Below are 24,713 nucleotides of genomic sequence, written 5' to 3'. Positions count from 1 at the left end.
TAACGTACCCCTCACCCCAACCCCTCTCCCCCAAGGGGCGAGGGGCTTTTTGGTTGCGATCCTTGCTACGGGCACCCTCGCCGCCGCCCTCCTCGCCCTCGACGCGCTGTTTCCACCGCCGTTGCAGCGGTTGCAGGATCTGTCGGTCACCGTCACCGACCGGGCGGGCGAGCCGCTGCGCGTCTTCACCAACAAGGCCGGGGCTTGGCGCCTGCCCGCGACGGCGGACCAGGTGGCGCCGGCCTTTGTCGATCTGCTGCTGGCCTACGAGGACCGGCGCTTCGCCAACCATCCCGGTGTCGACCCGCTGGCCGTGCTGCGGGCGGCGGGGCAGAACCTGACGGCGGGGCGCGTGGTTTCCGGCGCGTCGACCCTGACCATGCAGGTGGCCCGCCTGCTGGAGCCGCGGCCGCGCACGCTGAGGTCCAAGCTGATCGAGATGGCGCGGGCGGCGCAGCTGGAATGGCGCTACGACAAGCGGGCCATCCTGGGCATGTACCTGACGCTGGCCCCCTATGGCGGCAATGTGGAGGGGATCCGCGCCGCCTCCCTGACCCTGTTCGGCAAGCCGCCGACGGAGCTGCCCCCGGCCGAGGCCGCCCTGCTGGTCGCCCTGCCGCAGGCGCCGTCCCTGCTGCGGCCGGACCGGGCGGCGGAGCGGGCGCGGGCGGCGCGCGACAAGGTGCTGGACCGCGCGGTGCTGGCCGGGGCCCTGTCGCCGCGCGCGGCGGCGGAGGCGAAGCAGGATCCGGTGCCCGCCGCCAAGCTTCCCCTGCCCGCCTCCGCCCCCCATCTGGCCGACGCGCTGCGCGGCGCCCATCCCGGCCAGGCGGTGGTGGCGAGCACGCTCGACGGGGTCCTGCAACGCGCCGTCGAGGCGATGACGCGGCGCGAGGCCGAGACCCTGCACGAGCGCGCCGGCCTCGCCGTGCTGGTGGTGGACAACCGGACGCGCAGCGTCCTCACCTGGGTCGGCAGCCCGGATTTCCTGGACGAGCGGCGGCAGGGGCCGATCGACATGGTGCGGGCGGTGCGCTCGCCGGGGTCGGCGCTGAAGCCCTTCATCTACGGTCTGGGCTTCGACGAGGGGCTGATCCACCCGCTGACCCAGGTGGCCGACGTGTCCACCCGCTTCGGCGCCTACGCCCCGCGCAACTTCGACCGCGGCTTCAGCGGCGACCTGACCATTGCGGAGGCGTTGCAGCGCTCCCTGAACGTGCCGGCGGTGCTGGTGCTGGACCGCGTCGGGCCGATGCGCTTCACCGAGGCCCTGCGGCGGGCCGGCGCCACGCTGGTGATGCCACCGGGCACGGCGGAGCCGGGCCTGCCCGTGGCGCTGGGCGGCGCCTCGATCAGCCTGCTGGACATGGCGGCGCTCTACGCCGGGCTGGCGCGCGACGGCATGGTGGCGCCGCTGCGCGCCGATCCCACCGCGCCCGAGGGTGCCTCGAACCGGCTGCTGTCCCCCGCCGCCGCGCAGCAGGTGCGCGCCATCCTGGAGGGGGCGCCGCCGCCCACCGGGGTGGTGCAGGACCAGGGGCAGCAGGCGCTCGGCCCCATCGCGCTGAAGACGGGGACCAGCTACGGCTTCCGCGACGCCTGGGCCTTCGGCGTGACAGAGCGCTTCACCGTCGGCGTCTGGGTCGGGCGACCGGACGGCACGCCCAGCCCCGACCGCTATGGCCGCAACACGGCGGCCCCCCTGCTCTACCGCGTCTACGACCTGCTGCCGCGCGACCGCGGCCGGCCGGCCGGGCCGCTCCCCGCCGGGACCGCGCCGCCGGCGCTGCTCCGCCGCCTGAACGCCGGGGAGCCGGCCCTGGCCGCCGGGCCGCGCCAGCCCGACCCGCCGCGCCTCGTTTTCCCGTCCAACGACATGGTGCTGGAGGCGCTGGGCCCGGACGGGCAGGCCGACGCGCTGACCCTGACCGCCACGGGCGGGCGCCGGCCGCTGTCCTGGCTGGTTGACGGGCGGCGCGTCGCGGTGACGCCGATCCGCCGCGACATCGACTGGACGCCGGGCGGGGCCGGCACCGTGCGGATCACCGTGCTGGACGCCGACGGGCGCAGCGACAGCGCGACGGTGGAGATCCGCTGAGGCGGCGGCCGGCCGGTCCGGCCGTCCTTAAGGCTTTGCCGTGTCCGGGCGCGAGGGCGCTTCGGCGGTGGGCGTTCGGTTGTTGGACGTGACGCGCCAGATCGTGTTCGAGAGGTCGTCGGCGACGATCAGGGCACCCTTCGGGTCGACGGTGACGCCGACGGGCCGGCCGTAGGTCTTGCCGTCGTCGCCGCGGAATCCGGTCACGACGTCGACCGGGGGACCGGCGGGGGCGCCGTCGCGGAAGGGGACGAAGACCACCTTGTAGCCGCTGGGCACGTTCCGGTTCCAGCTGCCATGCTCCCCGACGAACACGCCGTCGGCGAAGCGCCCGCCCATCGCCGGTACGGAGAAGGCCACGCCGAGTGCGGCGACGTGCGCGCCCAGGCTGTAGTCCGGCTGGATCGCCGAGGCGACCTTCTGCGGATCCTGCGGCTGGACGCGTGGATCGACGTTCTGGCCCCAATAGCTGTAGGGCCAACCGTAGAAGGCGCCGTCGCGGACCGACGTGAGATAGTCGGGAACGAGGTTGGGCCCGAGTTCGTCGCGCTCGTTCACCACTGCCCACAGCTTGCCCGTCCCCGGCTGGATGGCAAGCGCGGTGGGGTTGCGGATGCCGGTGGCGTAGGGCCGGTGCGCGCCGGTCTGGGCATCGATCTCCCAGATCATCGCCCGGTCCGCCTCCGCGGGCATGCCGCGTTCCGTGATGTTGCTGTTGGAGCCGATGCCGACGTAGAGGAAGCGCCCGTCCGCGCTGGCGGCCAGCGACTTGGTCCAGTGGTGGTTGATGTAGGACGGCAGGTCGGTGACCTTGACCGGCGGCCCGTCGGCGCGGGTCTGCCCCTCGTGGTAGGAGAAGCGCACCAGCGCGTCCTGGTTCGCGACGTAGAGCTGGTCGTTCACCAGGGCCAGCCCGTAGGGGGCGTTGAGCTTGTCGGCGAAGACGGTGCGTTCCTCGTACACGCCGTCGCCGTCCTTGTCCCGCAGCAGGGTCAGGCGGTTGCCGCTCTTGACCGACGTCGTCCCCTTGGCCTTGATGATGCCGGCGATGAAGTCCTTCGGCCGCAGCGGCGGTGCCCCGCCGCCCCTCCCCTCGGCGACCAGGATGTCGCCGTTGGGCAGGACGAGGGTCTGGCGCGGGATGCCGAGGTCGGTGGCGATGGCCGTGACGGTGAAGCCGTCCGGCACGGTCGGCTTCTTGCCGCCCCATTGCGCGGGTTCGGCGATCTTCATGCTGGGAAGCAGCCCGTGCTCCTGCTCCGGCAGCTGCGGGTTGGCGCCGTACGCCGACGGACCCGGATCGCTGCCCGGATCGCTGCCCGGATCGCTGTTATCGCAGGCGGTCAGCAGGCTTGCAAGCGCTGCGGCGGCCAGCAGGCTGGACCGGTTCATGGCGTCACTCCCGTGCGAAGGCTGGAGAAGCCGACCCAGGTCGCCAGGATGGCGGCCACGGTGACGACCGCCGACAGGATCAGGCCGTCCGGCATGGTTCCGTAGGCGTCCCGCACGTGCACGAACGAGTTGACGAGGCCGAGCGCGAAGGTGACGAGCAGCAGGACGACGGTGAAAAGCGCCTGCTTCCGGCGCCCGCGGGCGCGGAACAGGTCGATGAGCGACGACAGAAGCGCGAGCCCGGTGAAGACCATGCCGCCCGCGATCAGCCAGGCGGCAAAGTTGTTCCACTGGACATCGTAGTTCGAATAGTAGGCGATGTCGCTGAGCAGGCCACCCAGGAACAGGGGGATGGTGGCGGCGAGCAGCACCGCGTGCAAGGGATGGATGCTCCTTACCGGCCGATGATCCGGCCTGTAATGCGGTCTTTCATCGATGACGGCAGCCACAGCGTTGTCTCCTTGCGCGACGGGGCCCTGCGTCAACGCACCGGGTGCGCCGCTTCCGCCGAAGCCCAAACGCGAATTCGAAGGAACCGGCGTGCCCAAGCACGCGCGAATTAGTGTTCAAGACTCATAATGCGGACGCACAAGGATGGTTCCGGGCGAAGCGCGCGGAGATCACAACGCCGTTACAGAGGGTCCCGTACCGGGCACGAAGGCGGCGATCGGGTGTTACCCCGTCCAGACGGCGGCCGGTCGGTATCGGCCGCCACCGGCTGGAGGGGAGGAACGGATGGGCGTCATCGTGAATGGGACCGACGTGGAGTTGCCGGATGATCCGCGCGTGTCCCTGCTCGACCTGCTTCGGGAAGGGCTCCATCTGTCCGGCACCAAGAAGGGCTGCGACCAGGGGGCCTGCGGGGCCTGCACGGTGCTGGTGGACGGCCAGCGCATCCTCTCCTGCCTTGCGCTCGCCGTGCAGTATGAGGGGCGTTCCGTCACCACGATCGAGGGCTTGGGCGACGAGGGCGCGCTGCACCCGCTTCAGCAAGCCTTCATCGAGCATGACGGCTTCCAGTGCGGCTATTGCACGCCCGGCCAGATCTGTTCGGCCGTCGGCATGATCGAGGAGTTGCGGCGCGGGGTGCCCAGCCACGTCACCGCCGACCTCGCCGCGACCGCGATTCCGTGCAGCCGGGACGAGCTGCGCGAGCGGATGAGCGGCAACCTGTGCCGCTGCGGCGCGCACAACGGCATCATGGACGCGATCGCTGAGACCTACGGGGCGGAGACCCACCGGGAGGCCGCGGAATGACACCCTTCAGCTATGTGCGGGCGGCCGACGCGGACGCGGCGGTTCGGCACTCCGGCGCCGACGCCAAGTATCTCGGCGGCGGCACCAACCTGGTCGACTTGATGCGCGAAACCATCGAGCGACCGGGGACGCTCGTGGACGTCACCGGCCTGTCGGCCGGGATCACCGAGACCGACGGCGGCGGGCTGCTGATCGGCGCCGCCGTGCGCAACACGGCGCTGGCGGAGCATGGGCTGGTCCGCCGCCGCTACCCGATGCTGGCGCGCGCGATCGTCGCCGGCGCCTCCCCGCAGATCCGCAACATGGCGACGGTGGCGGGCAACATCCTCCAGCGCACGCGCTGCGCCTATTTCTACGACCGGGCGGGATCGCGCTGCAACAAGCGGCAGCCGGGCCGGGGCTGCGACGCCATCGACGGCTTCAACCGCATGCACGCGATCCTCGGGGCCTCGCCGTCCTGCGTCGCGACCCACCCGTCCGACATGTGCGTGGCGCTGGCCGCCCTGGACGCGACCGTGCATGTGAGCAGCGCTGACGGCGAACGCCGGCTGCCCTTCGCCGACCTGCACCGGCTTCCCGGCGATGCGCCGGACCTGGACACGGTGCTGCTGCCCGGCGACCTGATCACGGCCGTGGAACTGCCGCCCCTCGCGCTCGCGGAACGCTCCACCTACCGGAAGGTCCGCGACCGGTCGAGCTACGCCTTCGCCCTGGTCTCGGTCGCCGCGGCGTTGTCCGTCGAGAATGGGACCGTGACGGACGTGCGGCTGGCGCTGGGCGGCGTCGCACACAAGCCCTGGCGCGCGTCGAAGGCGGAGCAGGCGCTGCGCGGCCAGCCCGCGACCGAGGCCGCCTTCCGCGTGGCGGCGGCGGCGGAACTCGCCGCGGCCGAGCCGCTGCGGGACAACACCTTCAAGGTCGAGCTGGCGCAGCGCACGATCGTCGCCGTGCTCGGCGAGTTGGCGGGGGTTGAGGTGACGGGAGGCGGGGCATGAGCATCGTTGATAAGGGCAAGGAAGCTGTGCAGGGCGTCGCGCAGGCGGTGATGAAGAAGGCCGCAGAGCTGGCGCCCGACAGCCTCATGCCGGGCGGGCGGCCCGACCCGTTGATCCGGCGCCAGCACGGCCACATCGGCAAGCCGGTCAGCCGCGTCGACGGTCCGCTGAAGGTGCGGGGCGCGGCCCCCTTCGCAGCGGAGGTCGCGCTGGACGGCATGGCCTACGCCGCACTCGCCTACAGCACGATCGCAAAGGGGCGCATCGCCGCGATCGACACCGCCGCGGCCGAGGCGGCGCCCGGCGTGGTGCTGGTGATGACCCACCGCAACGCGCCGCGCCTCAACCCGCCGCCGCGCTTCCTCAGCGGGGACAAGGCGGCGGCGGGCGACGATTCGCCGATCATGCAGGACGACCGGGTGCGCTGGAACGGCGAGCCGGTGGCCCTGGTGCTCGCCGAAACGCAGGAGCAGGCCGACCACGCCCGCTCGCTGATCCGCATCGCCTACGAGGAGGAACCGGCGGCGACCTCCCTGGCGACGGTCTCCCAAGCGGCTGGGGGCTGCGAGGTCGGGACCTTCATGGGCGAGCCGCTGCGCGCCGTGGTCGGCGACGCCGACGCGGCCCTGGCCGCCGCCGCCCACAAGGTCGAGGTCGTCTACCGCACGCCGGGCCACAACCACAACGCCATCGAGCCGCACGCCGCGACGCTGGCCTGGCGGGGCGACGAGCTGTTCGTCCACGACGCCACGCAGGCGGTCGCGCACACCGCATGGTCGATGGCGCAGATCTTCGGCCTGGAGGAGAGCCAGGTCCACGTCACCTCCCCCTTCGTCGGCGGCGGCTTCGGCGCCAAGGGGCTGTGGCAGCACCAGGTCCTCGCGGCGGCGGCGGCGCGGCTGGCGGGGCGGCCGGTCCGCATCGCCCTGTCGCGGGAGGGCGTCTACCGCATCGTCGGCGGCCGCAGCCCGACCGAGCAGCGGGTGGCGCTGGGCGCCGATGCGGACGGGCGCCTGACGGCGATCATCCACCGCGGGGTGACGCCGAAGACGCGCCACAGCCCGATGCCGGAGCCCTTCATCCTGCCGACCCAGAGCGCCTACGCGTCGGAGACCATCGCGCTGGAGGTGCAGACCTGCTACCTCGACATGGTCGCCAACACCTTCATGCGCGCGCCCGGCGAGGCGGTCGGCACCGTCGCGCTGGAATGCGCAATGGACGAGTTGGCCGAGCAGCTGGGCCTGGATCCCATCGAGCTGCGGATCCGCAACGAGCCGGACAAGGATCCCATTTCCGGACGCCCCTTCTCCTCCCGCAACATCGTGGCGGCCTACCGGGCCGGCGCCGAGCGGTTCGGCTGGGACCGGCGCAGCCCGACGCCCCGCGCAAGGCGGGAGGGCGAGTGGCTGGTCGGCATGGGGTGCGCCACCGCGACCTACCCCTATCACCGCATGCCCGGCGGCGCCGCACGCATCACGCTGGACGCCGATGGCCGCGCGCGCGTCGACGTCGCGGCGCACGAGATGGGCATGGGCACCGCGACCGCCCAGGCGCAGGTCGCCGCGGACCGGCTCGGCCTGCCGCTGGAGGCGGTGACCGTCCGCTACGGCGACTCCTCGCTGCCCGGCGTCATCCTCGCCGGCGGGTCGCAGCAGACGGCGTCGGTCGGGCTTTCGGTGATGATGGCCCACCAGGAGCTGGTCGGCGAACTGCTGAAGCTCGCCGGCAACGACTCACCGCTCGCCGGCCTCCGCGCCGAGGAGGTGGAGAGCGCCGACGCCGGCCTGCGCAAGCTGGACGAGCCCGGCCGCTTCGAGAGCTACGCCTCGATCCTGGGGCGGGCCGGGCGCAGCGAACTGGCCGCGGAGGGCAGCGCGCCGATGCCGCTGGAAACCATGCACTGGTCGATGCACTCCCACGGCGCGATGTTCTGCGAGGTGCGCGTCAACGCGGTCACCGGCGAGACGCGGGTCAGCCGCTTCCTGGGGTCCTTCGACTGCGGGCGCATCCTCAACCCGAAGACGGCGGCGAGCCAGTTTCGCGGGGGCATCATCATGGGCCTTGGGCTGGCCCTGATGGAGGAGACGCAGTTCGACGAGCGCAAGGGCCGGATCATGAACCGGACGCTCGCCGACTATCACCTGCCCGTGCATCGGGACGTACCGGAGATCGACGTGATCTGGACCGACATCCCGGACCCGCACGCCCCGATGGGCGCCCGCGGCATCGGCGAGATCGGCATCACCGGAACGGGCGCCGCCGTCGCCAACGCCATCTACAACGCCACCGGCCGGCGGGTGCGGGACTTCCCGATCACGCTCGACAAGCTCCTGTAGCCCTGCACCCTTTACCGACCGCCCGGCACCAGCCATGGCCGCGCCGCGGCGTCGGCGCGGTCGAAGGAGTCGATGGCGTCCTGGTGGCGGAGCGTCAGGGCCACGTCGTCGAGGCCCTCAATCAGGCATTCCTTCTTGAAGGGGTCGATGGCGAAGGGCAGCGCGCTGCCGTCCGGGCCGGTCAGGGTCTGGGCCGGCAGGTCCACGGTGACGGTGGCGCCGGGCGTCTCCTGAAGCTGGCGGCGCAAGGTGGCCACCGTCTCCTCCGGCAGGGTGACGGTCAGCAGGCCGTTCTTGGCGGCGTTGGCGGCGAAGATGTCGCCGAAGCTGGGGGCGACGACGCAACGGAAGCCGGCGTCCACCAGCGCGTAGACCGCCCCCTCCCGCGAGGAGCCGCAGCCGAAGTTGCGGTCGGTCACCAGCACGGCCGCGCCGGCGTAGGCGGGGTCGTCCAGCGGGAATACGGGCTTGCGCTCGTCATGGAACAGGAAGTTGCCGTAGCCGGCGCTGCGCGGCTTCTTCAGGAAGCGCGCGGGCAGCAGCTGGTCGGTGTCGATGTTGGCGATGTCGAGCGGCACCGCCGGGGCGGTCAGCGTGACGAAGGGGTCCATGCTCATGACGCTCCCAGCTTGCGCACATCGGTGAGGTGCCCGGTCGCCGCGGCGGCGGCGGCCATGGCCGGGCTCATCAGGTGCGTGCGGGCGTTGGGGCCCTGGCGGCCGGGGAAGTTGCGGTTGGTGGTGGAGGCGCAGCGCTCCCCCGCCGGGACGAGGTCGCCGTTGATGCCCACGCACATGGAGCAGCCGGGCTCGCCCCATTCCAGGCCGGCGTCGATGAAGACGCGGTCCAGCCCCTCCGCCTCCGCCTGACGGCGGACCGGGACCGAGCCCGGAACCACCAGCCCCGGCACCACGGCGCGCCGGCCGCGCAGCACCGCGGCGGCGTCGCGCAGGTCCTCCAGCCGGGCGTTGGTGCAGGACCCGATGAAGACGCGGTCGATGGCGACATCCTCCAGCGGCGTGCCGGGGGTCAGGCCCATGTAGTCCAGCATCTTGCGCATCTGGCCGGCGCGCACAGGATCCGCCTCCGCACCCGGATCGGGAACCGCGGCGGTGACCGGGACCGCGGTTTCCGGGCTGGTGCCCCAGGTGACGGACGGGGCGATGGCGGCGGCGTCGAGCGTCACCTCGCGGTCGAAGACGGCGCCCGGGTCGCTGGGCAGGGTCCGCCAGTGCTCGACGGCGCGGTCGAACAGAGCCCCCTTGGGGGCGTAGTGCCGCCCCTCGATCCAGGAGAAGGTCGTGTCGTCGGGGGCGATCATGCCGGCCCGCGCTCCGGCCTCGATGGACATGTTGCAGACGGTCAGCCGGCCTTCCATGGACAGGGCGCGGATGGCGCTGCCGGCGTATTCGATCACGTGCCCCGCGGCCCCGTCGGCGCCGATGGCGCCGATCACCGCCAGGATCAGGTCCTTGGCCGTCACATGCGGACCCAGCAGCCCGTCCACGGTGATGCGCATGGTCTTGGGCCGGCGCTGCCACAGCGTCTGGGTCGCCAGCACATGCGAGACTTCGGTGGCGCCGATGCCGAAGGCCAGCGCCCCGAAGGCACCGTGGGTGGAGGTGTGGCTGTCGCCGCAGACGATGGTCAGGCCCGGCAGGGTCAGGCCCTGTTCCGGCGCCAGCACATGGACGATGCCCTGCGCCGGGTCGTGCAGGCCGAAATGGCGCAGCCCGTGGCGGCCGGCGTTCGCCTCCAGCATCGTCACCATGTTGGCGATCTCCGGATCGGCGATCGGCTTGGTCCGGCTATGCGAAGGCACGTAATGGTCGGCGACGGCGAAGGTCAGCTCCGGCCGGCGCACCTTGCGGCCGGCGTGGTCGATCATGCCGAAGGCGTGGAAGGATCCCTCGTGCAGGAAATGCCGGTCGATGGCGAGCAGCGCCTGCCCGTCCGGCCGGGTCGCCACCACATGGGCGTCCCAGACCTTGTCGAACAGGCTGCGTGGCTGTGCGGTCATTGGCTGGTTTCCTCCCTTGCGGCGCCCGCAGCCGCCATCCCGGCGATGCGCCCCAGCGCCACCGCGGTCAGCAGGCCGTTGCCGGACAGGTAGCCGGACGCCTTCGATCCCGACACGCCGCAGGCGGCCCCGCCGGCGGCAAAGAGGTTGGGCAGCGGCCTCCCCTGCCCATCCAACACGCGGGCGTCGTCATCGACGACCAGCCCGCCCTGGGTGTGGAACAGCGCGCCGGTGACGCGGACGGCGCGGTAGGGCGGGACCAGCGGCGCCGAGCCGGCGAAGTCGCGGCCGAAGCCGTCGGTTCCGCCCCCGGCTTTCAAACGGTCAACCTCGGCCAGCGTGGCGGTTAGCGCGTCGGCGTCGATCTTCATCAGGCGGGCGAGGTCCGCGGGAGTGTCGGCGCCCAGCACCGCGCCCATCGCTTCGGCCTGCCGGAAATCCTCGAACTGACGGGCGATGGCGGCGATGCGCTCGTCGAAGACGGTCCAGGCGATGCCCTGGGGCTGGCGCAGCACGACGGCGGCCTGCTCCGAATAGCCCTGCGCCTCGTTGGAGAAGCGCTTGCCTTCCGTGTTCACCTGCACGCCGCCTTCGGTGACCGTCGCCCAGGTGACGAGGATGCCGGCGGGATGGGCGACGGAGCCGTGGCCCTGGTGCCCCGACAGGTGCCGGGTCGCGGCGCCCAGCGCCTGCCCCCAGAGCAGCGCGTCGCCCTGGTTGCCGGGATGGCCGAAATAGAGCGCGTCGGCCAGCTCCGGCACATGGCGCTCCACCAGCGCCTTGTTGCCGCCATAGCCGTTGCAGGCGAGGACCAGCGCCGCGCAGCCGACCCGCTCCACGCTGCCGTCGGGCCGGGTGACCTCCACGCCGCGGACGCGGGGGCCGTCGGCGTAGAGCGCCGTCACGTGCGCCTCGCACAGAACGTCGATGCCGGCCGCCTCCACGGCACCGCGCAGCCGGTCGATCAGCTCCGCCCCCGACCGGCTGGGCAGTCCGTGCATGCGCCGGGCGCTGTGGCCGGGATAGGTGAAGTTGTCCACCACCGAGAAGGGCAGGCCATAGCGGTCGGCCAGCCATTCCAGCGCCGGCCCGACGGCCCGGGCGACGCGGGCGACCTCGGCCGGGTCGGGCTCTCCCTTCGCCTTGGCGATGATGTCGGCGGCGAAGCGTTCCGGGCCGTCCGCGATCCCGGCCTCGCGCTGCCAGCGGGTGCCCGGCGCCGGGATCAGCCCGGCCGACAGGGCGGTGGAGCCCTGGGGCAGCGCGTCGCGCTCCAGCACCAGCACCTCGGCCCCCCGTTCATGGGCGGCGAGCGCGGCGATCATCCCCGCGGCCCCGCCGCCAATCACGACAACGGGAACCGTGAACTCGAACTCCACGCCGTCGGCGGGCAGGATGCGGCTCATGGAGAGGCCACCTCCTCCAGCATCGTGGCGATGGTCGCCACGCGGCAGACCGGGCGCAGGGCGGCGACGGAGACGTCATGCACCTGCGGGGTGAAGGCGGCGCAGCCGTCCTCCAGCAGGATGGTGTCGAACTCGCGCACATGGGCGTCGCGCACGGTGGAGGCGACGCCGCCGTTGGTTACGATGCCGCAGACCAGCAGCCGCTCCACCCCGCATTTCCGCAGCACCCATTCCAGCCGCGACATGTAGAAGGCGGAATAGGCGATCTTCTCCACCTCCACATCGACGGGCTGGAGCGTGTCCACCGTGCGGTGCCCCCAGCTTCCAGGCTGGAAATCGCCCTTCGCCAGGAACGGGCGCAGCGCCTTCAGGTGGGGGGAGATCATCGGCTCCCCGCCGCGGCCGGGCACCAGGGTGAAGTTGGTGGAGATCACCCAGCCGCCGCGCGAGCGCAACAGATCGGCCAGAGGCTTCACCCGCTCCGGAAGGGCCAGGATCTCCGGCGCGGTCTGGCCGGCGCGGCCATAGGCGCCCTCGGCGTGCAGAAAGTCGTTCTGCAGGTCGCAGACTAGCAGGGCGGTGCGCTCGATTGGAATCGCGGCGGCGCTCATCGGGCGGTCCTTTCCACGATGACGTTGCCGAAGCCATCGACGCGGGCGGAGAGGTCGGGGTCGATGACGGTGGTGGCGTCCGGCTGCTCCAGGATTGCCGGACCCTGGATCAACGCGCCGACCGGCAAGTCCAGGCGGTTGTAGACCGCCGTCTCGTGCCACGCCCCGTCGAACCACACGGGCCGCGACCCGGCGTAGGCGCCCTCCACCGTCGTGCCGGGCTGCGGGGCGAGGGCGGCGAGGTCGAAATGCGGGCGGCGGCCGATGGCGGCGGTGCGCAGGTTGACGATCTTGGCGCCGACGCCCGGCAGCAGCCGGCTGAAGGATGCCTGATAGGCGCGCTCGAAGGCGGCGCGGATGGTCGCCTCGTCAATTCCTGTGGTGGGGCCGGTCGTGCCGTTCTCCACCGACACCGGCAGCGGCACGGCGACCGTGTGGGTCTGGCCGATGTAGTGCATGTCGAGTTCGAAGACGAGGTCGATGCGATCGACGCTGAGGCCGGCGGATTCCACCACCGCGCGGGCGGCGGTGGCCTCCTCCACCATGCGGCGGTCGAGCGACGCGGCGTCGACCCCGGCCAGCGGCAGGTTGACCGTCTGCACCTGATCGTGGCGAATGTCGGCGATGACGCAGCCGAGCGCCGAGGTCACGCCGGGGAAGCGCGGCACCAGCGCCGCCTTCAGACCGACCTCCTTGATCAGCGCGCCGACATGGAGCGCCCCGCCACCGCCGAAGGGCACGGCGGCGAACTTGGCCGGGTCGTGCCCGCGCTCGATGGAGACGAGGCGGATGGCGCCGGCCATCTTGCTGTTGGCGATGCGCACCACCGCCTCCGCCGCCGCCATGACGTCGAGGCCCAGGGGTTCGGCAACGTGGGTCGCGATGGCCTGCCGTGCGGCGTCCACGTCCAGCCGGGCAAGCTTGCCGCCGATGGGACGCTCCGCGTTGATGCGGCCGAGCAGCACGTTGGCGTCGGTCAGGGTCGGGCGGGTGTTGCCCTGGCCGTAGCAGACCGGCCCCGGCCGCGAGCCGGCGCTTTCCGGCCCGACCTGCAGCATACCGCCGGGATCGACCCCGGCGATGGAGCCGCCGCCGGCGCCGATGGTGGTGATCTCGATCATCGGGGTGCGGACGACGAGGCCGAAGTCGATGGTGGTCTGGGCCGCCAGCATGGTCTGCCCCTCCACCACCAGCGACACGTCGAAGCTGGTGCCGCCGAGGTCGCCGGTGATGACGTTGGGGAAGCCCGCCGCCTTGGAGATCGCCGCCGCGGCGATGACGCCGGCCGCCGGCCCGGACAAAGCGGTGCGCACCGGCAGGCGCCGGGCGGTGTCGGTGGACATGACGCCGCCGTTCGACTGCACGATGTGGAAGCGCCCGCCGAACCCCTCCCCCGCCAGCGCGTTGTCGAGCTTGGCGAGGTAGCTGCCGACCACCGGCTGGAGATAGGCGTTCAGCGCGGTGGTGGAGGTGCGCTCGAACTCCCGGATTTCCGGCAGGATGCGGGAGGAGCATTCCAGGTTGGCGTTCGGCCACACCTCGCGCGCCGCCTCCAGCGCCGCCAGCTCGTTGGCGGGGTTGGCGTAGGCGTTGATGAAGACGATGGCGAGCGCTTTCGCCCCCATCTCGGCCAGACGGCGGGCGGCGGCGCGGACCTCTTCCGGGTCGATGGCGGTGCGGATGGTGCCGTCGGCCAGCGTGCGCTCCGCCACCTCCAGCCGCAGGTCGCGGTCGACCACGGGGACGAAGTCGCCCCACAGGCCCCAGGTGTGGCGGCGGTCGCGGCGGCGCATCTCCAGCACGTCGCGGAAGCCGGCGGTGGTGATCAGCCCGACCTTGGCGCCCTTGCGTTCCAGAAGCGCGTTGGTGCCGACGGTGGTGCCGTGGACGATGGAGCCGAGTTCCGCTACCGGGCCGAAGCTTTGCAGGCCGGCCAGGAAGCCGACCGCCTCGTCGCCGCGGTTGGAGGGGACCTTGGCGGTGCGGAAGCTGCCGCGCGCCTCGTCGTAGTGGAACAGGTCGGTAAAGGTGCCGCCAACATCGACGCCGACGATCGCACCCGTGGAGATGCCTTTGCTCATGGTCTTGGTCCCGGAATCGTCAGGCGGCGGGGGTTTCGCGGAGCGCCGCGGTGGCGGCGGGGTCGAGCGCGCCGTCGTCGGTCAGCGCCACGCCGTAGGCGCTGCGCGCCGCCTCCCGGCCGAGGTAGCCGAGCCGCACGTCGCGGGCCACGGCCTCCGCATCGCGGCGCTTCGGGTCGCCCCAGCCGCCGCCGCCGGGCGTCTCCAGCCGCACGCGCTGGCCGTCGCGGATCTTCACGTCGGTGACCTTGGAGGCGAGCGGCGGCGACTTCTCGCCCTCGTCGCTCTGCCACGTAAAGCGGTTCAGGGCCGCGGGCGTGCCGCCGGCCACGCCGAAGGGCGCGAAGACGCCACGCTCGCCCAGCAGGAAGACGTCGGCGTCGGTCAGCGCCTCGATCTCGTAGACCGCACCCAACCCGCCACGGTGCAGGCCGGCGCCGGATGAGTCCGGGCGCAGCGCCCATTGGGTGAACATCACCGGATAGGCCGCCTCCAGGATTTCCACCGGCGGGATGGTGGCGGTGGAGATCGGGTTGTTGGCGTGGTTCAGCCCGTCGCTCTCCGGGTTGCCGCCCAGGCCGCCGCCGAAGAAGGAGAACATGACCCAGCGCGAGCCGTCCTGGCGGTGGCCGGCCAGCGACAGCGCGTTGATGGTGCCGAAGGGGGCGGCGGTGGCGCGGGCGGGATCGGCCAGGGCCAGCGCGCCGAACACCACGCCGATGACGCGCAGGATGGTCTCCGTATAGCCGCCGACCGGCTTGGGCGGCTTCACCGCCAGCAGCGTGCTTTCCGGAATGACGAAGGTGATCGGGTTGAGGCAGCCGGCGTTGGCCGGCACGTCGGTGAAGACATGCTTCAGCGCGACGTAGCAGCAGGCGACCGCCGTGGAATAGGCGATGTTCAGCGGCCCGGCGCAGGGGGCGGAGGAGCGGGAGAAGTCCAGCACCATCCGGTCGCCCTCGATGGTGAGGTCCAGCGCGATGCGCAGCTTGTCCGCCGTGATGCCGTCGTTGTCGAGATAATCCTCGAAGCTGTAGGTGCCGTCGGGCAGCTTGGACAGCGCGCTGCGCATCAGGGCGTCGGCGCGCGCGGTGAAGGCGTCGAAGGCGGCGGATACCGTCTCCTCGCCATGCTCGTCCAGCAGCTCGGTCAGGCGGCGCACGCCGAGATCCAGCGCGTTCAGCTGCCCGTTCAAGTCGCCGTAATTGGACACCGGCACGCGGGAGTTGGCGGCGAGAATCGCCAACAGGTCGTGGTTCATCACGCCGGCCCGGACCAGCTTCACCGGCGGGATGCGCACGCCCTCCTGGAAGCTGTCGGTGGCCCGCGCGTTGAAGTTGCCCGGCACATTGCCGCCGATGTCGAGCCAGTGGCCGACCGACGCCATCCAGCAGAACAGGCGGCCCTGGCGGAAGATCGGCCGCACCAGCCGGAAGTCGTTCAGGTGGGTTCCGCCGTCGTAGGGATCGTTGAACAGGAAGATGTCGTCGGGATGGAGGTCGCCCTCCTTCGCCACCTTGTCGATCACCGCCTTGACCGCGAAGGCCATGGCGCCGACGAAGATCGGCAAGCCGTTGGTGCCCTGCACCAGGGTGGCGCCGGTCTCCGCATGGTAGAGACCGTGGCAGGCGTCGCGCGCCTCCGCGATGATCGGGTTGAAGGCGGAGCGGTAGAGCGTCGCGTCCATCTCGTCGGCGATCTGCTCCAGCCGGCCCTTCAGGACGGCGAGCGTGACGGGGTCGATGTCCATGGATTTGGTGGTGGTTTTCTGAATGGTCATGCCGCGTCCTCCCGCTTTGCGGAGGTGAAGTCCTTGTAAGTCTCGCCGAGCGCCAGCATCTCCGGCGTGCCGATCAGGTCGTTCAGCGCGTTGAAGTCGAACATGCGGTCGCGGAAGGGCTGGGTGGTGCCGTGGGCAGCCAGCGAGGCGTAATAGTCCTGCGCCTGCCGGGCCAGCGCCCGCACGATGCCGCCGGGGAAGATCACCAGCCGGTAGCCCAAGTCGCCAAGGTCGGCGGCGGAGCTGATCGGCGTCTGCCCGCCCTCCACCATGTTGGCCAGCAGCGGGCGGATACCGCCGAGGTCAGTGGCGATGGCAGAGAGCTGCTCCCGGCTCTTCGGCGCTTCGACGAACAGCACGTCGGCGCCGGCCTCGACGTAGAGACGGGCGCGGTCGAGCGCCGCCGGGACGCCTTCCACCGCCACCGCGTCGGTGCGCGCGATGATCAGGGTGCCTTCGCTGGCGCGGGCATCGACCGCCGCCTTGATCTTGCCGGCCATCTCGCCCGCCGGGATCACCGCCTTGTCGGTCAGGTGGCCGCAGCGCTTGGGGAAGCTCTGGTCCTCAAGCTGGAGGGCGGTGGCGCCGGCCCGTTCGAACATGCGCACGGTGCGCTGCACGTTCAGCGCGTTGCCGTAGCCGGTGTCGGCGTCCACCACCAGCGGCGTCGGCACGCGGTCGCGCACCAGCGCGATGGTGTCCGCCACCTCGCTGACCGACACCAGCCCGATGTCGGGCCGGCCGAGCCGGGTGTAGGCGATGGCGGCACCCGACAGATACAGCGCCTCGAACCCCGCCGCCGCCGCCAGCGAGGCGGTGAAGGCGTCGTAGACGCCGGGGGCCAGCACGACGCGATCCTCGGCGAGCCGATTTTTGAAGGCGAGATCGGAATGGGTCATCTCAGGCGCTCCCCCCGGCAACGGCAGGCGCCGACAGAAGCCGGGTCAGGGTTGAAAGGTCGGCCGCGCGGTCGATGGACTCGACGCAATCCGCGATGGCGGCGGCGTGGGCGGCGCCCCAGACCGGAGCGGCGAGGTCGGCGAACTTCGCGCGCACCTCGTCCGGGCTGTAGGGATCCTCGGTGTCGCCCTTGTTGGTCAGGGCCTCCGCCGCGAAGCTGCGGCCGTCGGCGAGCGTCAGGCGGACGCGGGCCGGGCGCAATCCTGGAAGGCGGGCGGTCAGGTCACGGTCCTCGCGCACCGTCACCCGGCGGGCGAGGTCGCGGGTCGCCGCATCCTCCCGCGCGCCATCGCGGAAGGCGTCCGGGGTCGCGGCGCCGTTGGCGAGGAAGGTCGCCAGCGCGAAGGGCAGCGAGAATTTCGCCGCCAGCATGTTCTTCGGCTCCGGGCCATTCAGCTGCGCGGCCCAGACGTAGGTGTCGACCTCGATGGCCGCGACGTCGGCCGGGGCGATCCGCCCGCCGGCCCGCGCCACGATGTCGCCCAGCGCGTCGAGCGCGCCGTGGGTGTAGCGGCAGGCGGCGTGGCGCTTGAAGTAGTTGCGGGCGATTTCCCAGCGTTCGCCCAGCTCCTCCACCATCAGTTCCGGCCGGAAGTCGGTGGCGATGACGCCGCCGAACACGCTGCCCACCCCGTCGGTCTCCCCGACGAAGCCGCTGGCCGCCAGATCCCAGGCGGTCAGGCCCAGCTGGTTCGACACGCCGGCGTAGGCGTTGCGCACGGTTCCGCCCTCCAGCATCGTCCGCCGGCTGGTGGCGAGGCCGAGGGTGGAGGCGATGTTCAGCGTCTCGATCATCGCGGCCGCGTCGGCCCGGTTCAGGTGGGCCACGCCCAGCGCCGCCCCCGCGGTGCCCCAGGTGCCGTGCGGGTGGGTGGTGACCAGCAGCTTGGCGGCGATGCCGATGCGCGACCCGATCTCGTAGCCCAGTGCCAGCGCGGTCAGCAGGTCCGCGCCGGAGGATGTCTGGCGCGGGGCGGCGGCAAGGATCGCCGGGAGGACATGAATCCCCGGATGGCCGCGGGCGTACTGGTTGCCCTCGTCCAGCTCCAGCATGGTTCCGGCCACACCGTTGAGGAAGGCGGCCGGACCGGCGGCGAAACCGCGCCCAGCACCGATGGCCGGGCAGTCGCCGGCGCCGCCGGTCTCGGCCATGCGGCCGGCCAGGGCGCGGCATTCCGGTTCCTGCATGCCGGCGGCGATCACGCCGATGCAATCGAGCAGCACCAGCTTCGCCCGCTCCACCACCGGGGCCGGCAGGTCGGCGAAGGTCAGGCCGGCGGCGAAGGCGCCCCAGCGGTCGAGCCAGGACGGCCGGGCGGCGGCGAGCAGCTCGCTCGCCGGCTTCACGTCGAAGGACAGGCTTGTCATGTCACCGCTCCCAGGCGGACGGCCCTTCAGAGGCCGAGATAGGTGCGTTTCAATTCGGGGTCGCGCGCGATCTCGTCGGACGGTCCCGACAGCGCGAAGACGCCGTTTTCAAGGATGTAGGCCCGTCGGGCGACCTCCAGCGACTGGACGACGTTCTGCTCCACCAGCAGGATCGCCAGCCCGCCGCCGTTCAGCCTGCGGATCAGCCCGAACATCTCCTCCACCACCAGGGGCGAGAGGCCGAGCGACGGTTCGTCCAGGATCAGCAGCAGCGGTTCGGCCATCATGCCGCGGCCGATGGCCAGCATCTGCTGCTCACCCCCCGACAGCGTGCCGGCCAGCTGCGCCTCCCGCTCCTTCAGGCGGGGAAAGGTGGTGAAGATGCGCTCCAGGTTCCGCGCCCGGTTCGGCTTGCCGCGGCGGTAGCTGCCAAGCTCCAGATTCTCGCGGATCGACAGGTTGGGGAAGATCTTGCGGCCTTCCGGCACCTGGATCAGCCCCTCCTCCACGATGCGCGCGGCGGACTTGCCGTCGATGCGGCGGCCGGCGAACCGGATCTCCCCCGCCCAGGGCGGCAGCACGCCCGACAGCACCTTGTTCAGCGTGGTCTTGCCGACGCCGTTGGAGCCGAGGACCGTGACGATCTCGCCGTCCTGCACGGCCATGTCGATGCCGCGCAGCACCTCGGTCGCGCCGTAGCCGGTCTTCAGGCCCCGGATGTCCAGAAGCGGCTCAGCCATGGGCCGCCCCCTCCGCCTTCAGGCGGGCGGCGGCGCCGTGGCCGAGATAGGCCTCGATCACACGGGGGTCGGCGCAGACGGCGGCGGGCGGCCCCTCGGCGATCATGCGCCCTTGCGCCAGCACATAGACGCGCTCGCACAGGTTCATCACCGCCTGCATGACGTGCTCGATCATCAGGATCGTCACCCCTTCGTCGCGGATGCCCCGGATCACCGGGATGATGTCGCGGATCTCCGACGGGTTCAGGCCGGCCAGAACCTCGTCCAGCAGCAGCAGCTTCGGTTCGGTGGCGAGCGCGCGGGCCAGCTCCAGCCGCTTGCGCCCGGCCACCGTCAGCCCGCCGGCCGGCCGGTCCAGCTCGGCCGCCAGCCCGACCCGGCGCGCCACCTCGCGCGCCCGGGCGGTGGCGTCGGCCCGCTTGGCATGGCGCAGATAGGCGCCGACCGCGATGTTCTCGCACACCGTCAGCCCGGCGAAGGGCTGGACGATCTGGAAGGTGCGGCCGATGCCGCGCTCCGCCCGGCGGTGCGGCTCTTCCGCCGTGATGTCGGTGCCCTCGAACCGGATGCGCCCGTCGCTCGGGGGCACGAAGCCGGAGATCATCGAGAACAGCGTGGTCTTGCCGGCGCCATTCGGCCCGATCAGGCCGACGATCCCGCCGGGCTCCAGCGCCAGCGACGCGCCGTCCACCGCCATCAGCCCGCCGAAACGCTTTGAAACGCCATCAACGGCCAGCATGGGAAACCTCCTTGGCGCCGCGCGCCACCATCCCGCGGCCGCGGTCGCGCAGCCGCTCCAGCAGGCCCAGGATGCCGCCGCGGGCAAAGGCGACGGCCAGCACCAGCACGGTGCCGAAGACGATCAGGTCGATGCCGGGGATGCGGCCGGCGAACTGCTTGGCGACCTCGCCCAGCCCATGCAGGGTCAGCGCGCCGACCACGGGGCCGAAGACGGTGCCGACGCCGCCGATGATCGGGGCCAGCAGCAACTCCACCGAAATCCAGCTGCCGTAGGCGATGTTGGCGTCGATGTAGAGGAAGTACTGGGCGTAGAGGCAGCCGGACAGCGCCGTCACGCCGCCCGACAGGGCGATGGCGCGCAGCTTCACCTTCAGGGAGTCCACACCCAGCGCCTTGGCCGCGTCCTCGTTCTCGCGCACCGCGACCAGCTGGGCCCCGAAGCGAGAGCGCTGGATCCAGCGCGTCAGCAGAAGCACCGCGGCGACCAGCGCCAGCACCAGCCAGTAGAAGACGGCGCGGTCGGCGAATTGCAGGTTGGCCGGGTGGACGTCCAGCTTGATCAGCAGGCCGGCCGCACCACCGGTGAAGGAGGCGGCGTTGGCGAGGATGCGGAACACCTCGGCAAAAGCCAGCGTGACCAGCGCGAAGTACGACCCGCGCAGGCCCGACCGGAAGCTGAGGAAGCCGATGGCCCAGCCGACCGCCGCCCCGGCCGCCGTCGCCAGGACCAGCCCGGCCCAGGCGTTGACGCCGTAGCGCAGCTGCAGGATCGCCGTCGCGTAGGCGCCGGTGCCGAAGAAGGCGGCGTGGCCGAAGCTGAACTGGCCGCCGAAGCCGCCCAGGATGTTCCAGCCCTGCGCGCCCAGTGCCACGATCAGCATGAAGACCAGGAAGTTCAGCACCGGGCTGGACGTCACCACCAGCGGCAGCAGGGCCGCCAGGACGGTCAGGACGGCGATCGGGATCAGGTCGCGCGCGGTCATGCCTTGGCTCCGAACAGGCCGGTCGGCCGCACCAGCAGCACGGCGATGAAGATCAGGAAGATGCCGATCTGGCCCAGGCTGTCGCCCAGCAACAGGCCGCACAGGCTCTCCACCACGCCGATGAACAGGCCGCCCAGCAGCGCGCCGGGCAGCGAGCCCATGCCGCCCAGCACCACCACGGTGAAGGCGACCAGCACGAAGGCGCCGCCGATGCGCGGGTTGACGTAGAAGGTCGGCATCAGCAAGCCCGCCGCCACGGCAAGGCAGGCGCAGCCCAGCCCGAAGGTGACGGCGTAGACGTGCGGCACGTCGATGCCGACCAGGTTGGCGCCCAGCTTCTCCTTGGCGACGGCGCGGATCGCCTTGCCGGTGTCGGTGCGGTTCAGCACCAGCCACAGGAGGCCGGTGACCACCACCGCCACCCCCAGCCCGATCACCCGCGGGTAGGAGAGCAGCAGCGGCCCCAGCGCCACCACCTGGAAGGAATAATCGGTGTCGAGCGTGCGGGTGTCGGACTGGAACAGCGCCAGCAGCACATTCTCCAGCACGATCGACAGGCCCAGCGTGACCAGCAGGATGTTGCCGTCGTCGCCATGGCTGGCCGGCCCGATGACGAAGCGCTGCAAGCCGTAGCCGAGCGCGAACATCAGCGGCACCAGCGGCAGGATCACCAGATAGGGGTCGAGGCCCAGCCAAGCCCAGGCGATCCACACCGCGAACATCGCGCAGGTCAGCAGCGCGCCGTGGGCGAAGTTGATGATGTGCAGCACGCCGTAGATCAGCGTCAGGCCGAGCGCGATCAGCGCGTAGACCGCACCGGTCATCAGCCCGTTCAACGCCGCTTCCAGGATGATCTGAGGTGAATACATGGCAGCCCGCGCCTGATGGGAAATGGCTCCCGCACCCGTCCGGGCGCCGGTTCGCGGCAACCCTGGACGGGTGAGGGACAATGCGGAGGTGCGAAAGCGGAAGGGCGGATCACGCCGCCGGGAAGTTGGCCTTCGCCTCGGCAAAGGCTTCGGGGAAGATCACCTTGATGTCCTCCCCCTGGATCTGGGTGTTGATCGGGGTGGCGCCCTCGTTCTGGCCGTTCACGAACTTCGTCGGCCCATAGGGCATGATGTGGCCGGCGAAGGTGGAGGCGTTCAGCGCCTCGATGATCTTCTTGCGATCCGCGGAGCCGGCGCGCTCGATGGCGTCGGCCAGCAGCAGCAGGTTCGAGTAGTTCAGCGGGACGTTGTAGGCGAAGGACTTGCCCTGCCCTTCCACCGCCTTGCGCAGGGCCAGCGCCTTCGGGTTCTTCGGGTCGTGCCAGTGGTTGCAGTCGATGACGTTCTGGGCCGCCTGCGGGAATTCCTTGACAAAGCGCCCGTTCGACGCCGCCCCGCCCAGGATCGCGTAGACGCCCTTCGGCTTGATGCGCTGCTGCTGCATGGTGCGGGCGAGCAGCACGAACTCGCCGTAGTAGTTGGACGGGATGACCAGGTCCGGGTTCAGCGAACGGATGCGCAGCGCCACGTTGGACATGTCGCGCGCCGGCGTCGGATGGGCGATGGTCTCCAGGATCTCGAAGCCGCGCTTGGGCAGCTCGGCCTGCAGCAGCTTGGCGAGGCCGGAGCCGAACAGCCCGTCCTCGTGCACCAGCACGACGGTCTTCGCCGGCTTGCCCGCCCGCTCGTTGATCGCGGTCAGGTTGTCGAGCGCCACCTGCGTGACCTTGCCGAAGCCGGGGCTGAAGCGGAAGGTGTTGGCGAGGCCGCGCGTCATGATCTGGTCCGACACGCCGACGTCGACCAGGTACGGCAGGTCGTAGCGCGCCGCGGCCTGCGAGGCGGCGAGGCAGATCGGGCTGGCGAAGCCGCCGACGATGGCGGACACGCCCTCGGCCTGCATGCGCTCCACCTCCTGCGTGCCGGCTTCGGGCGTGGAACGGGCGTCGCCGAACAGCATTTCGATCTTGGCGCCGCCCAGCGCCTTGATGCCGCCCGCCGCGTTGATCTCGTTGATCGCCAGTTCGGCGCCCAGCCGGCCCAGGTCGCCGTCATGGGCGAGCGCGCCGGTCACCGGCTGGAGAATGCCGATCTTCACGGCCGGGGTCTGCGCCCGCAGAATCGACGGGGCGGCCACCGGAACCACGGTGAAGGCGGCGGCCGCGGCGCCGGCCTTCAGCACCGTGCGGCGGGAAATGCCGGAGATGGCGGAGTCCTGAACCGAACGTCCCATAACGCTCAACTCCTCTGTTTGATGGCCCGCGGACCGCGGGTGGGCTTTTCGCCCGGTTTGTTTTTGTCGGTCTTTGCTTTATCGGCCTTGGTTTTATTGGGGGCGCGCGGCCAGCCCAGCGCCGGGCTCCAGCGCCGTTCGCCGTCGTCGCCGATGCGCACCAGATCCATGTGGAAGCTGTAGCGGTCGGGCCGGTACAGCGCGTGCAGATGCTCCACCCCGCGGCCGGACGGCTCGTACACGATGCGGGTCAGCGTCAGCAGCGGGGAACCGATCTCCAGGTCGAGCGCCGCCGCCGCCTCCGGCCCGGCCAGCGTGGCGTTGATCGCCTGGGTGGCGCGCTCGGTCTTCACGCCCGACCGCTCGATCAGCTCCAGCAGCGGGCGCGCCGCCAGTTCCGCCTCCGAATAGGTCAGGCCGAGCCATTCCGGCACATGGGTGGTCAGGTAGGAAAAGGGCTCCCCGTCGATCAGGCGAACGCGCACCGACCGCTGGACCCGTTCGCCGGGCTTCAGCCCCAGGCTGTCGGCGATCGCCTCGGACGGCGCGACATAACCGAAGGACAGCAGCTTCACGTCGGTGCTGCGCCCCATGTCGATCAGGTGCGACAGCACGTTGGACAGGTCGGCGACGATGGGGCGGACGCTGCGGCTGTCGTGGACGAAGGTGCCGGAACCGGGCTTGCGCTGCACCAGCCCTTCCTTTTCCAGAAGATCGAGCGCCCGGCGCACGGTCACCCGCGACACCGCGTGCTCCGCCGCCAGCGCCGGCTCCCCCGGCAGGCGCCCGCCGGGCGGCAGCTCGCCGGCGACGATGCGGTCGCGCAGCAGCAGATAGATCCTGCGCGCCTTCAGGGGTTCCACCGCCGACTTCACAGTGCCCCGCCTCCCCTCTCGCCGGAAACCGCCGCCTGCATCTCGATCAGACAGGAACCTGTATGATCGATAATACAGCTTTGGTCAACAGCGATGTTTGGAGTGCGAACGTTCCGGACCCGGACTCCGGCTGTGCGCCGCACCGGGTTTTCCGCATTTCCCCTTCCGGGCCAAGAAGGAAGATTTCTACGTCACCGTCTCGCGCATGGTGCCTTACGTACGCCTCGCTGACCGCCCAGCAGGCCGCGCTGAAGTCCGACGCGGGCGCCGCCAACGACGCGGGGACGCGCCTGAAGGACCTGACCCGCGACATCTCCGTGGGCCAGGAACTCTACGTCGTGCTCACCACTGGCGCCAAAGACACCGCCTACAGGGCGGAGGATCGGGCGAGGGTGATGGCGCTGCAGGACGCGCTGACCACGCCCGACACGCAGGCCGAGGCGGCGGAACTGATCCGGTCGTTGGTCGAGGCCGTGGTGCTGACGCCGGAGGACGGTACGCTGCGGGTGGACCTGCACGGTGCGCTGGCCGGCATCCTGGCGCTGTGCTCCGGAACGCGAAAGGCCGGCCCCGTCTCTGGGGCCGGCCTTGCCGAGCAGATAAATTTGGTTGCGGGGGCAGGATTTGAACCTGCGACCTTCAGGTTATGAGCCTGACGAGCTACCGGGCTGCTCCACCCCGCGGGTGTGGGGACGGGACGCTGTGAGGACGCGTGCAAGTGACGGTGTGGTGTGCGGCCTGTCCGGGCGGGTGGCTTGGCGTGTGCCGTGGTGACCTGGCGGCGACCTACTCTCCCACGTCTTGAGACGCAGTACCATCGGCGCTGAGGCGTTTCACGGCCGAGTTC

General features: G+C 71.3%; 21 protein-coding genes, 1 tRNA gene and 1 rRNA gene. 4 read left to right on the top strand and 19 right to left on the bottom strand.

Annotated features, from left to right (window positions below; all coding sequences use genetic code 11):
- The first annotated feature begins 49 nt into the window (after positions 1 to 49).
- Positions 50 to 2,098 carry a penicillin-binding protein 1C gene (pbpC, locus tag J2851_RS29640; protein ID WP_246501020.1) on the top strand — a complete coding sequence of 683 codons (2,049 nt, stop codon included), beginning with the start codon at positions 50 to 52 and terminating at the stop codon, positions 2,096 to 2,098.
- A 27-nt stretch (positions 2,099 to 2,125) separates the two neighbouring features.
- Here the strand turns inward: pbpC and J2851_RS29635 are convergent, their stop codons facing one another.
- Together J2851_RS29635 and J2851_RS29630 are read right to left on the bottom strand one after the other, a co-directional pair.
- Positions 2,126 to 3,490 (bottom strand): PQQ-dependent sugar dehydrogenase, encoded by a 1,365-nt coding sequence (locus J2851_RS29635; RefSeq protein WP_209770958.1) that lies wholly within the window; start codon positions 3,488 to 3,490, stop codon positions 2,126 to 2,128.
- A complete protein-coding gene (locus tag J2851_RS29630; protein ID WP_211114481.1) occupies positions 3,487 to 3,870 on the bottom strand; it encodes a DUF2231 domain-containing protein in 384 nt (127 codons plus the stop codon). Before J2851_RS29630 ends, J2851_RS29635 begins: the two co-directional genes overlap by 4 nt.
- 355 nt (positions 3,871 to 4,225) lie before the next feature.
- Here J2851_RS29630 and J2851_RS29625 point away from each other — a divergent pair, with 355 nt between their 5' ends.
- Genes J2851_RS29625 through J2851_RS29615 form a run of 3 tightly spaced genes read left to right on the top strand, consistent with a single transcriptional unit; the run spans position 4,226 to position 8,078 of the window.
- Positions 4,226 to 4,747, top strand: a complete 522-nt coding sequence (locus tag J2851_RS29625) for a 2Fe-2S iron-sulfur cluster-binding protein (RefSeq protein ID WP_209770955.1) — start codon at positions 4,226 to 4,228, stop codon at positions 4,745 to 4,747.
- A complete protein-coding gene (locus J2851_RS29620; RefSeq protein WP_209770952.1) occupies positions 4,744 to 5,742 on the top strand; it encodes an FAD binding domain-containing protein in 999 nt (332 codons plus the stop codon). The genes J2851_RS29625 and J2851_RS29620 overlap by 4 nt, the downstream gene beginning before the upstream one ends.
- Positions 5,739 to 8,078, top strand: coding sequence for a xanthine dehydrogenase family protein molybdopterin-binding subunit (locus tag J2851_RS29615; protein WP_246501019.1), 2,340 nt, complete (start codon positions 5,739 to 5,741; stop codon positions 8,076 to 8,078). The genes J2851_RS29620 and J2851_RS29615 overlap by 4 nt, the downstream gene beginning before the upstream one ends.
- 11 nt (positions 8,079 to 8,089) lie before the next feature.
- Here J2851_RS29615 and leuD read toward each other — a convergent pair whose 3' ends face one another.
- The 17 genes from leuD to rrf form a co-directional block, all read right to left on the bottom strand.
- The gene (gene leuD / locus J2851_RS29610; protein ID WP_343206626.1) at positions 8,090 to 8,695 is read right to left on the bottom strand and encodes a 3-isopropylmalate dehydratase small subunit; all 606 of its coding nucleotides are present in this window, start codon (positions 8,693 to 8,695) and stop codon (positions 8,090 to 8,092) included.
- A complete protein-coding gene (leuC, locus tag J2851_RS29605) occupies positions 8,692 to 10,098 on the bottom strand; it encodes a 3-isopropylmalate dehydratase large subunit (protein WP_209770950.1) in 1,407 nt (468 codons plus the stop codon). Before leuC ends, leuD begins: the two co-directional genes overlap by 4 nt.
- Positions 10,095 to 11,504 (bottom strand): FAD-dependent oxidoreductase, encoded by a 1,410-nt coding sequence (locus J2851_RS29600; protein ID WP_209770948.1) that lies wholly within the window; start codon positions 11,502 to 11,504, stop codon positions 10,095 to 10,097. The genes leuC and J2851_RS29600 overlap by 4 nt, the downstream gene beginning before the upstream one ends.
- Positions 11,501 to 12,115 (bottom strand): cysteine hydrolase family protein, encoded by a 615-nt coding sequence (locus J2851_RS29595; RefSeq protein ID WP_209770946.1) that lies wholly within the window; start codon positions 12,113 to 12,115, stop codon positions 11,501 to 11,503. The genes J2851_RS29600 and J2851_RS29595 overlap by 4 nt, the downstream gene beginning before the upstream one ends.
- Positions 12,112 to 14,196 (bottom strand): hydantoinase/oxoprolinase family protein, encoded by a 2,085-nt coding sequence (locus J2851_RS29590; protein ID WP_209770944.1) that lies wholly within the window; start codon positions 14,194 to 14,196, stop codon positions 12,112 to 12,114. The genes J2851_RS29595 and J2851_RS29590 overlap by 4 nt, the downstream gene beginning before the upstream one ends.
- A gap of 19 nt (positions 14,197 to 14,215) precedes the next feature.
- Entirely contained in the window at positions 14,216 to 15,976 is a 1,761-nt protein-coding gene (locus J2851_RS29585; RefSeq protein ID WP_246501018.1) for a hydantoinase B/oxoprolinase family protein, read from the bottom strand.
- The gene (locus J2851_RS29580) at positions 15,973 to 16,875 is read right to left on the bottom strand and encodes an isocitrate lyase/PEP mutase family protein (protein ID WP_209770942.1); all 903 of its coding nucleotides are present in this window, start codon (positions 16,873 to 16,875) and stop codon (positions 15,973 to 15,975) included. The genes J2851_RS29585 and J2851_RS29580 overlap by 4 nt, the downstream gene beginning before the upstream one ends.
- A gap of 1 nt (position 16,876) precedes the next feature.
- Positions 16,877 to 18,304 (bottom strand): MmgE/PrpD family protein, encoded by a 1,428-nt coding sequence (locus J2851_RS29575; RefSeq protein ID WP_209770940.1) that lies wholly within the window; start codon positions 18,302 to 18,304, stop codon positions 16,877 to 16,879.
- Between the two features lie 26 nt (positions 18,305 to 18,330).
- The gene (locus J2851_RS29570; RefSeq protein WP_209770937.1) at positions 18,331 to 19,044 is read right to left on the bottom strand and encodes an ABC transporter ATP-binding protein; all 714 of its coding nucleotides are present in this window, start codon (positions 19,042 to 19,044) and stop codon (positions 18,331 to 18,333) included.
- Positions 19,037 to 19,783, bottom strand: a complete 747-nt coding sequence (locus J2851_RS29565; protein WP_209770934.1) for an ABC transporter ATP-binding protein — start codon at positions 19,781 to 19,783, stop codon at positions 19,037 to 19,039. The genes J2851_RS29570 and J2851_RS29565 overlap by 8 nt, the downstream gene beginning before the upstream one ends.
- Positions 19,770 to 20,768, bottom strand: a complete 999-nt coding sequence (locus tag J2851_RS29560) for a branched-chain amino acid ABC transporter permease (protein ID WP_209770932.1) — start codon at positions 20,766 to 20,768, stop codon at positions 19,770 to 19,772. The genes J2851_RS29565 and J2851_RS29560 overlap by 14 nt, the downstream gene beginning before the upstream one ends.
- The gene (locus J2851_RS29555) at positions 20,765 to 21,637 is read right to left on the bottom strand and encodes a branched-chain amino acid ABC transporter permease (protein WP_209770929.1); all 873 of its coding nucleotides are present in this window, start codon (positions 21,635 to 21,637) and stop codon (positions 20,765 to 20,767) included. The genes J2851_RS29560 and J2851_RS29555 overlap by 4 nt, the downstream gene beginning before the upstream one ends.
- Before the next feature lie 109 nt (positions 21,638 to 21,746).
- Positions 21,747 to 22,991 carry an ABC transporter substrate-binding protein gene (locus J2851_RS29550; RefSeq protein ID WP_209770927.1) on the bottom strand — a complete coding sequence of 415 codons (1,245 nt, stop codon included), beginning with the start codon at positions 22,989 to 22,991 and terminating at the stop codon, positions 21,747 to 21,749.
- 5 nt (positions 22,992 to 22,996) lie between these two features.
- Entirely contained in the window at positions 22,997 to 23,866 is an 870-nt protein-coding gene (locus tag J2851_RS29545; protein WP_209770926.1) for a GntR family transcriptional regulator, read from the bottom strand.
- Positions 23,867 to 24,233: 367 nt separating this feature from the next.
- Positions 24,234 to 24,401, bottom strand: coding sequence for a hypothetical protein (locus J2851_RS29540; protein WP_209770924.1), 168 nt, complete (start codon positions 24,399 to 24,401; stop codon positions 24,234 to 24,236).
- A gap of 71 nt (positions 24,402 to 24,472) precedes the next feature.
- A tRNA-Met gene (locus tag J2851_RS29535) sits at positions 24,473 to 24,549 on the bottom strand.
- A gap of 90 nt (positions 24,550 to 24,639) precedes the next feature.
- Positions 24,640 to 24,713, bottom strand: a 5S ribosomal RNA gene (gene rrf, locus J2851_RS36760); the annotation flags it as partial.

Origin of the sequence: Azospirillum rugosum (genome assembly GCF_017876155.1) — a bacterium.
Lineage (GTDB): Bacteria > Pseudomonadota > Alphaproteobacteria > Azospirillales > Azospirillaceae > Azospirillum > Azospirillum rugosum.
This window is presented reverse-complemented; position numbering and strand designations above follow the sequence as displayed.

Bases quoted from the DNA above. Each gene is read 5' to 3' on its own strand.
- J2851_RS29560 (WP_209770932.1), bottom strand. From the start codon at position 20,768: ATGACCGCGCGCGACCTGATCCCGATCGCCGTCCTGACCGTCCTGGCG.
- J2851_RS29555 (WP_209770929.1), bottom strand. From the start codon at position 21,637: ATGTATTCACCTCAGATCATCCTGGAAGCGGCGTTGAACGGGCTGATG.
- leuD (WP_343206626.1), bottom strand. From the start codon at position 8,695: ATGAGCATGGACCCCTTCGTCACGCTGACCGCCCCGGCGGTGCCGCTC.
- leuC (WP_209770950.1), bottom strand. From the start codon at position 10,098: ATGACCGCACAGCCACGCAGCCTGTTCGACAAGGTCTGGGACGCCCAT.
- J2851_RS29580 (WP_209770942.1), bottom strand. From the start codon at position 16,875: ATGACCCATTCCGATCTCGCCTTCAAAAATCGGCTCGCCGAGGATCGC.
- J2851_RS29600 (WP_209770948.1), bottom strand. From the start codon at position 11,504: ATGAGCCGCATCCTGCCCGCCGACGGCGTGGAGTTCGAGTTCACGGTT.
- J2851_RS29565 (WP_209770934.1), bottom strand. From the start codon at position 19,783: ATGCTGGCCGTTGATGGCGTTTCAAAGCGTTTCGGCGGGCTGATGGCG.
- J2851_RS29635 (WP_209770958.1), bottom strand. From the start codon at position 3,490: ATGAACCGGTCCAGCCTGCTGGCCGCCGCAGCGCTTGCAAGCCTGCTG.
- J2851_RS29625 (WP_209770955.1), top strand. From the start codon at position 4,226: ATGGGCGTCATCGTGAATGGGACCGACGTGGAGTTGCCGGATGATCCG.
- J2851_RS29620 (WP_209770952.1), top strand. From the start codon at position 4,744: ATGACACCCTTCAGCTATGTGCGGGCGGCCGACGCGGACGCGGCGGTT.
- J2851_RS29550 (WP_209770927.1), bottom strand. From the start codon at position 22,991: ATGGGACGTTCGGTTCAGGACTCCGCCATCTCCGGCATTTCCCGCCGC.
- J2851_RS29575 (WP_209770940.1), bottom strand. From the start codon at position 18,304: ATGACAAGCCTGTCCTTCGACGTGAAGCCGGCGAGCGAGCTGCTCGCC.
- J2851_RS29590 (WP_209770944.1), bottom strand. From the start codon at position 14,196: ATGAGCAAAGGCATCTCCACGGGTGCGATCGTCGGCGTCGATGTTGGC.
- J2851_RS29615 (WP_246501019.1), top strand. From the start codon at position 5,739: ATGAGCATCGTTGATAAGGGCAAGGAAGCTGTGCAGGGCGTCGCGCAG.
- J2851_RS29585 (WP_246501018.1), bottom strand. From the start codon at position 15,976: ATGACCATTCAGAAAACCACCACCAAATCCATGGACATCGACCCCGTC.
- J2851_RS29595 (WP_209770946.1), bottom strand. From the start codon at position 12,115: ATGAGCGCCGCCGCGATTCCAATCGAGCGCACCGCCCTGCTAGTCTGC.
- J2851_RS29540 (WP_209770924.1), bottom strand. From the start codon at position 24,401: ATGCCGGCCAGCGCACCGTGCAGGTCCACCCGCAGCGTACCGTCCTCC.
- J2851_RS29570 (WP_209770937.1), bottom strand. From the start codon at position 19,044: ATGGCTGAGCCGCTTCTGGACATCCGGGGCCTGAAGACCGGCTACGGC.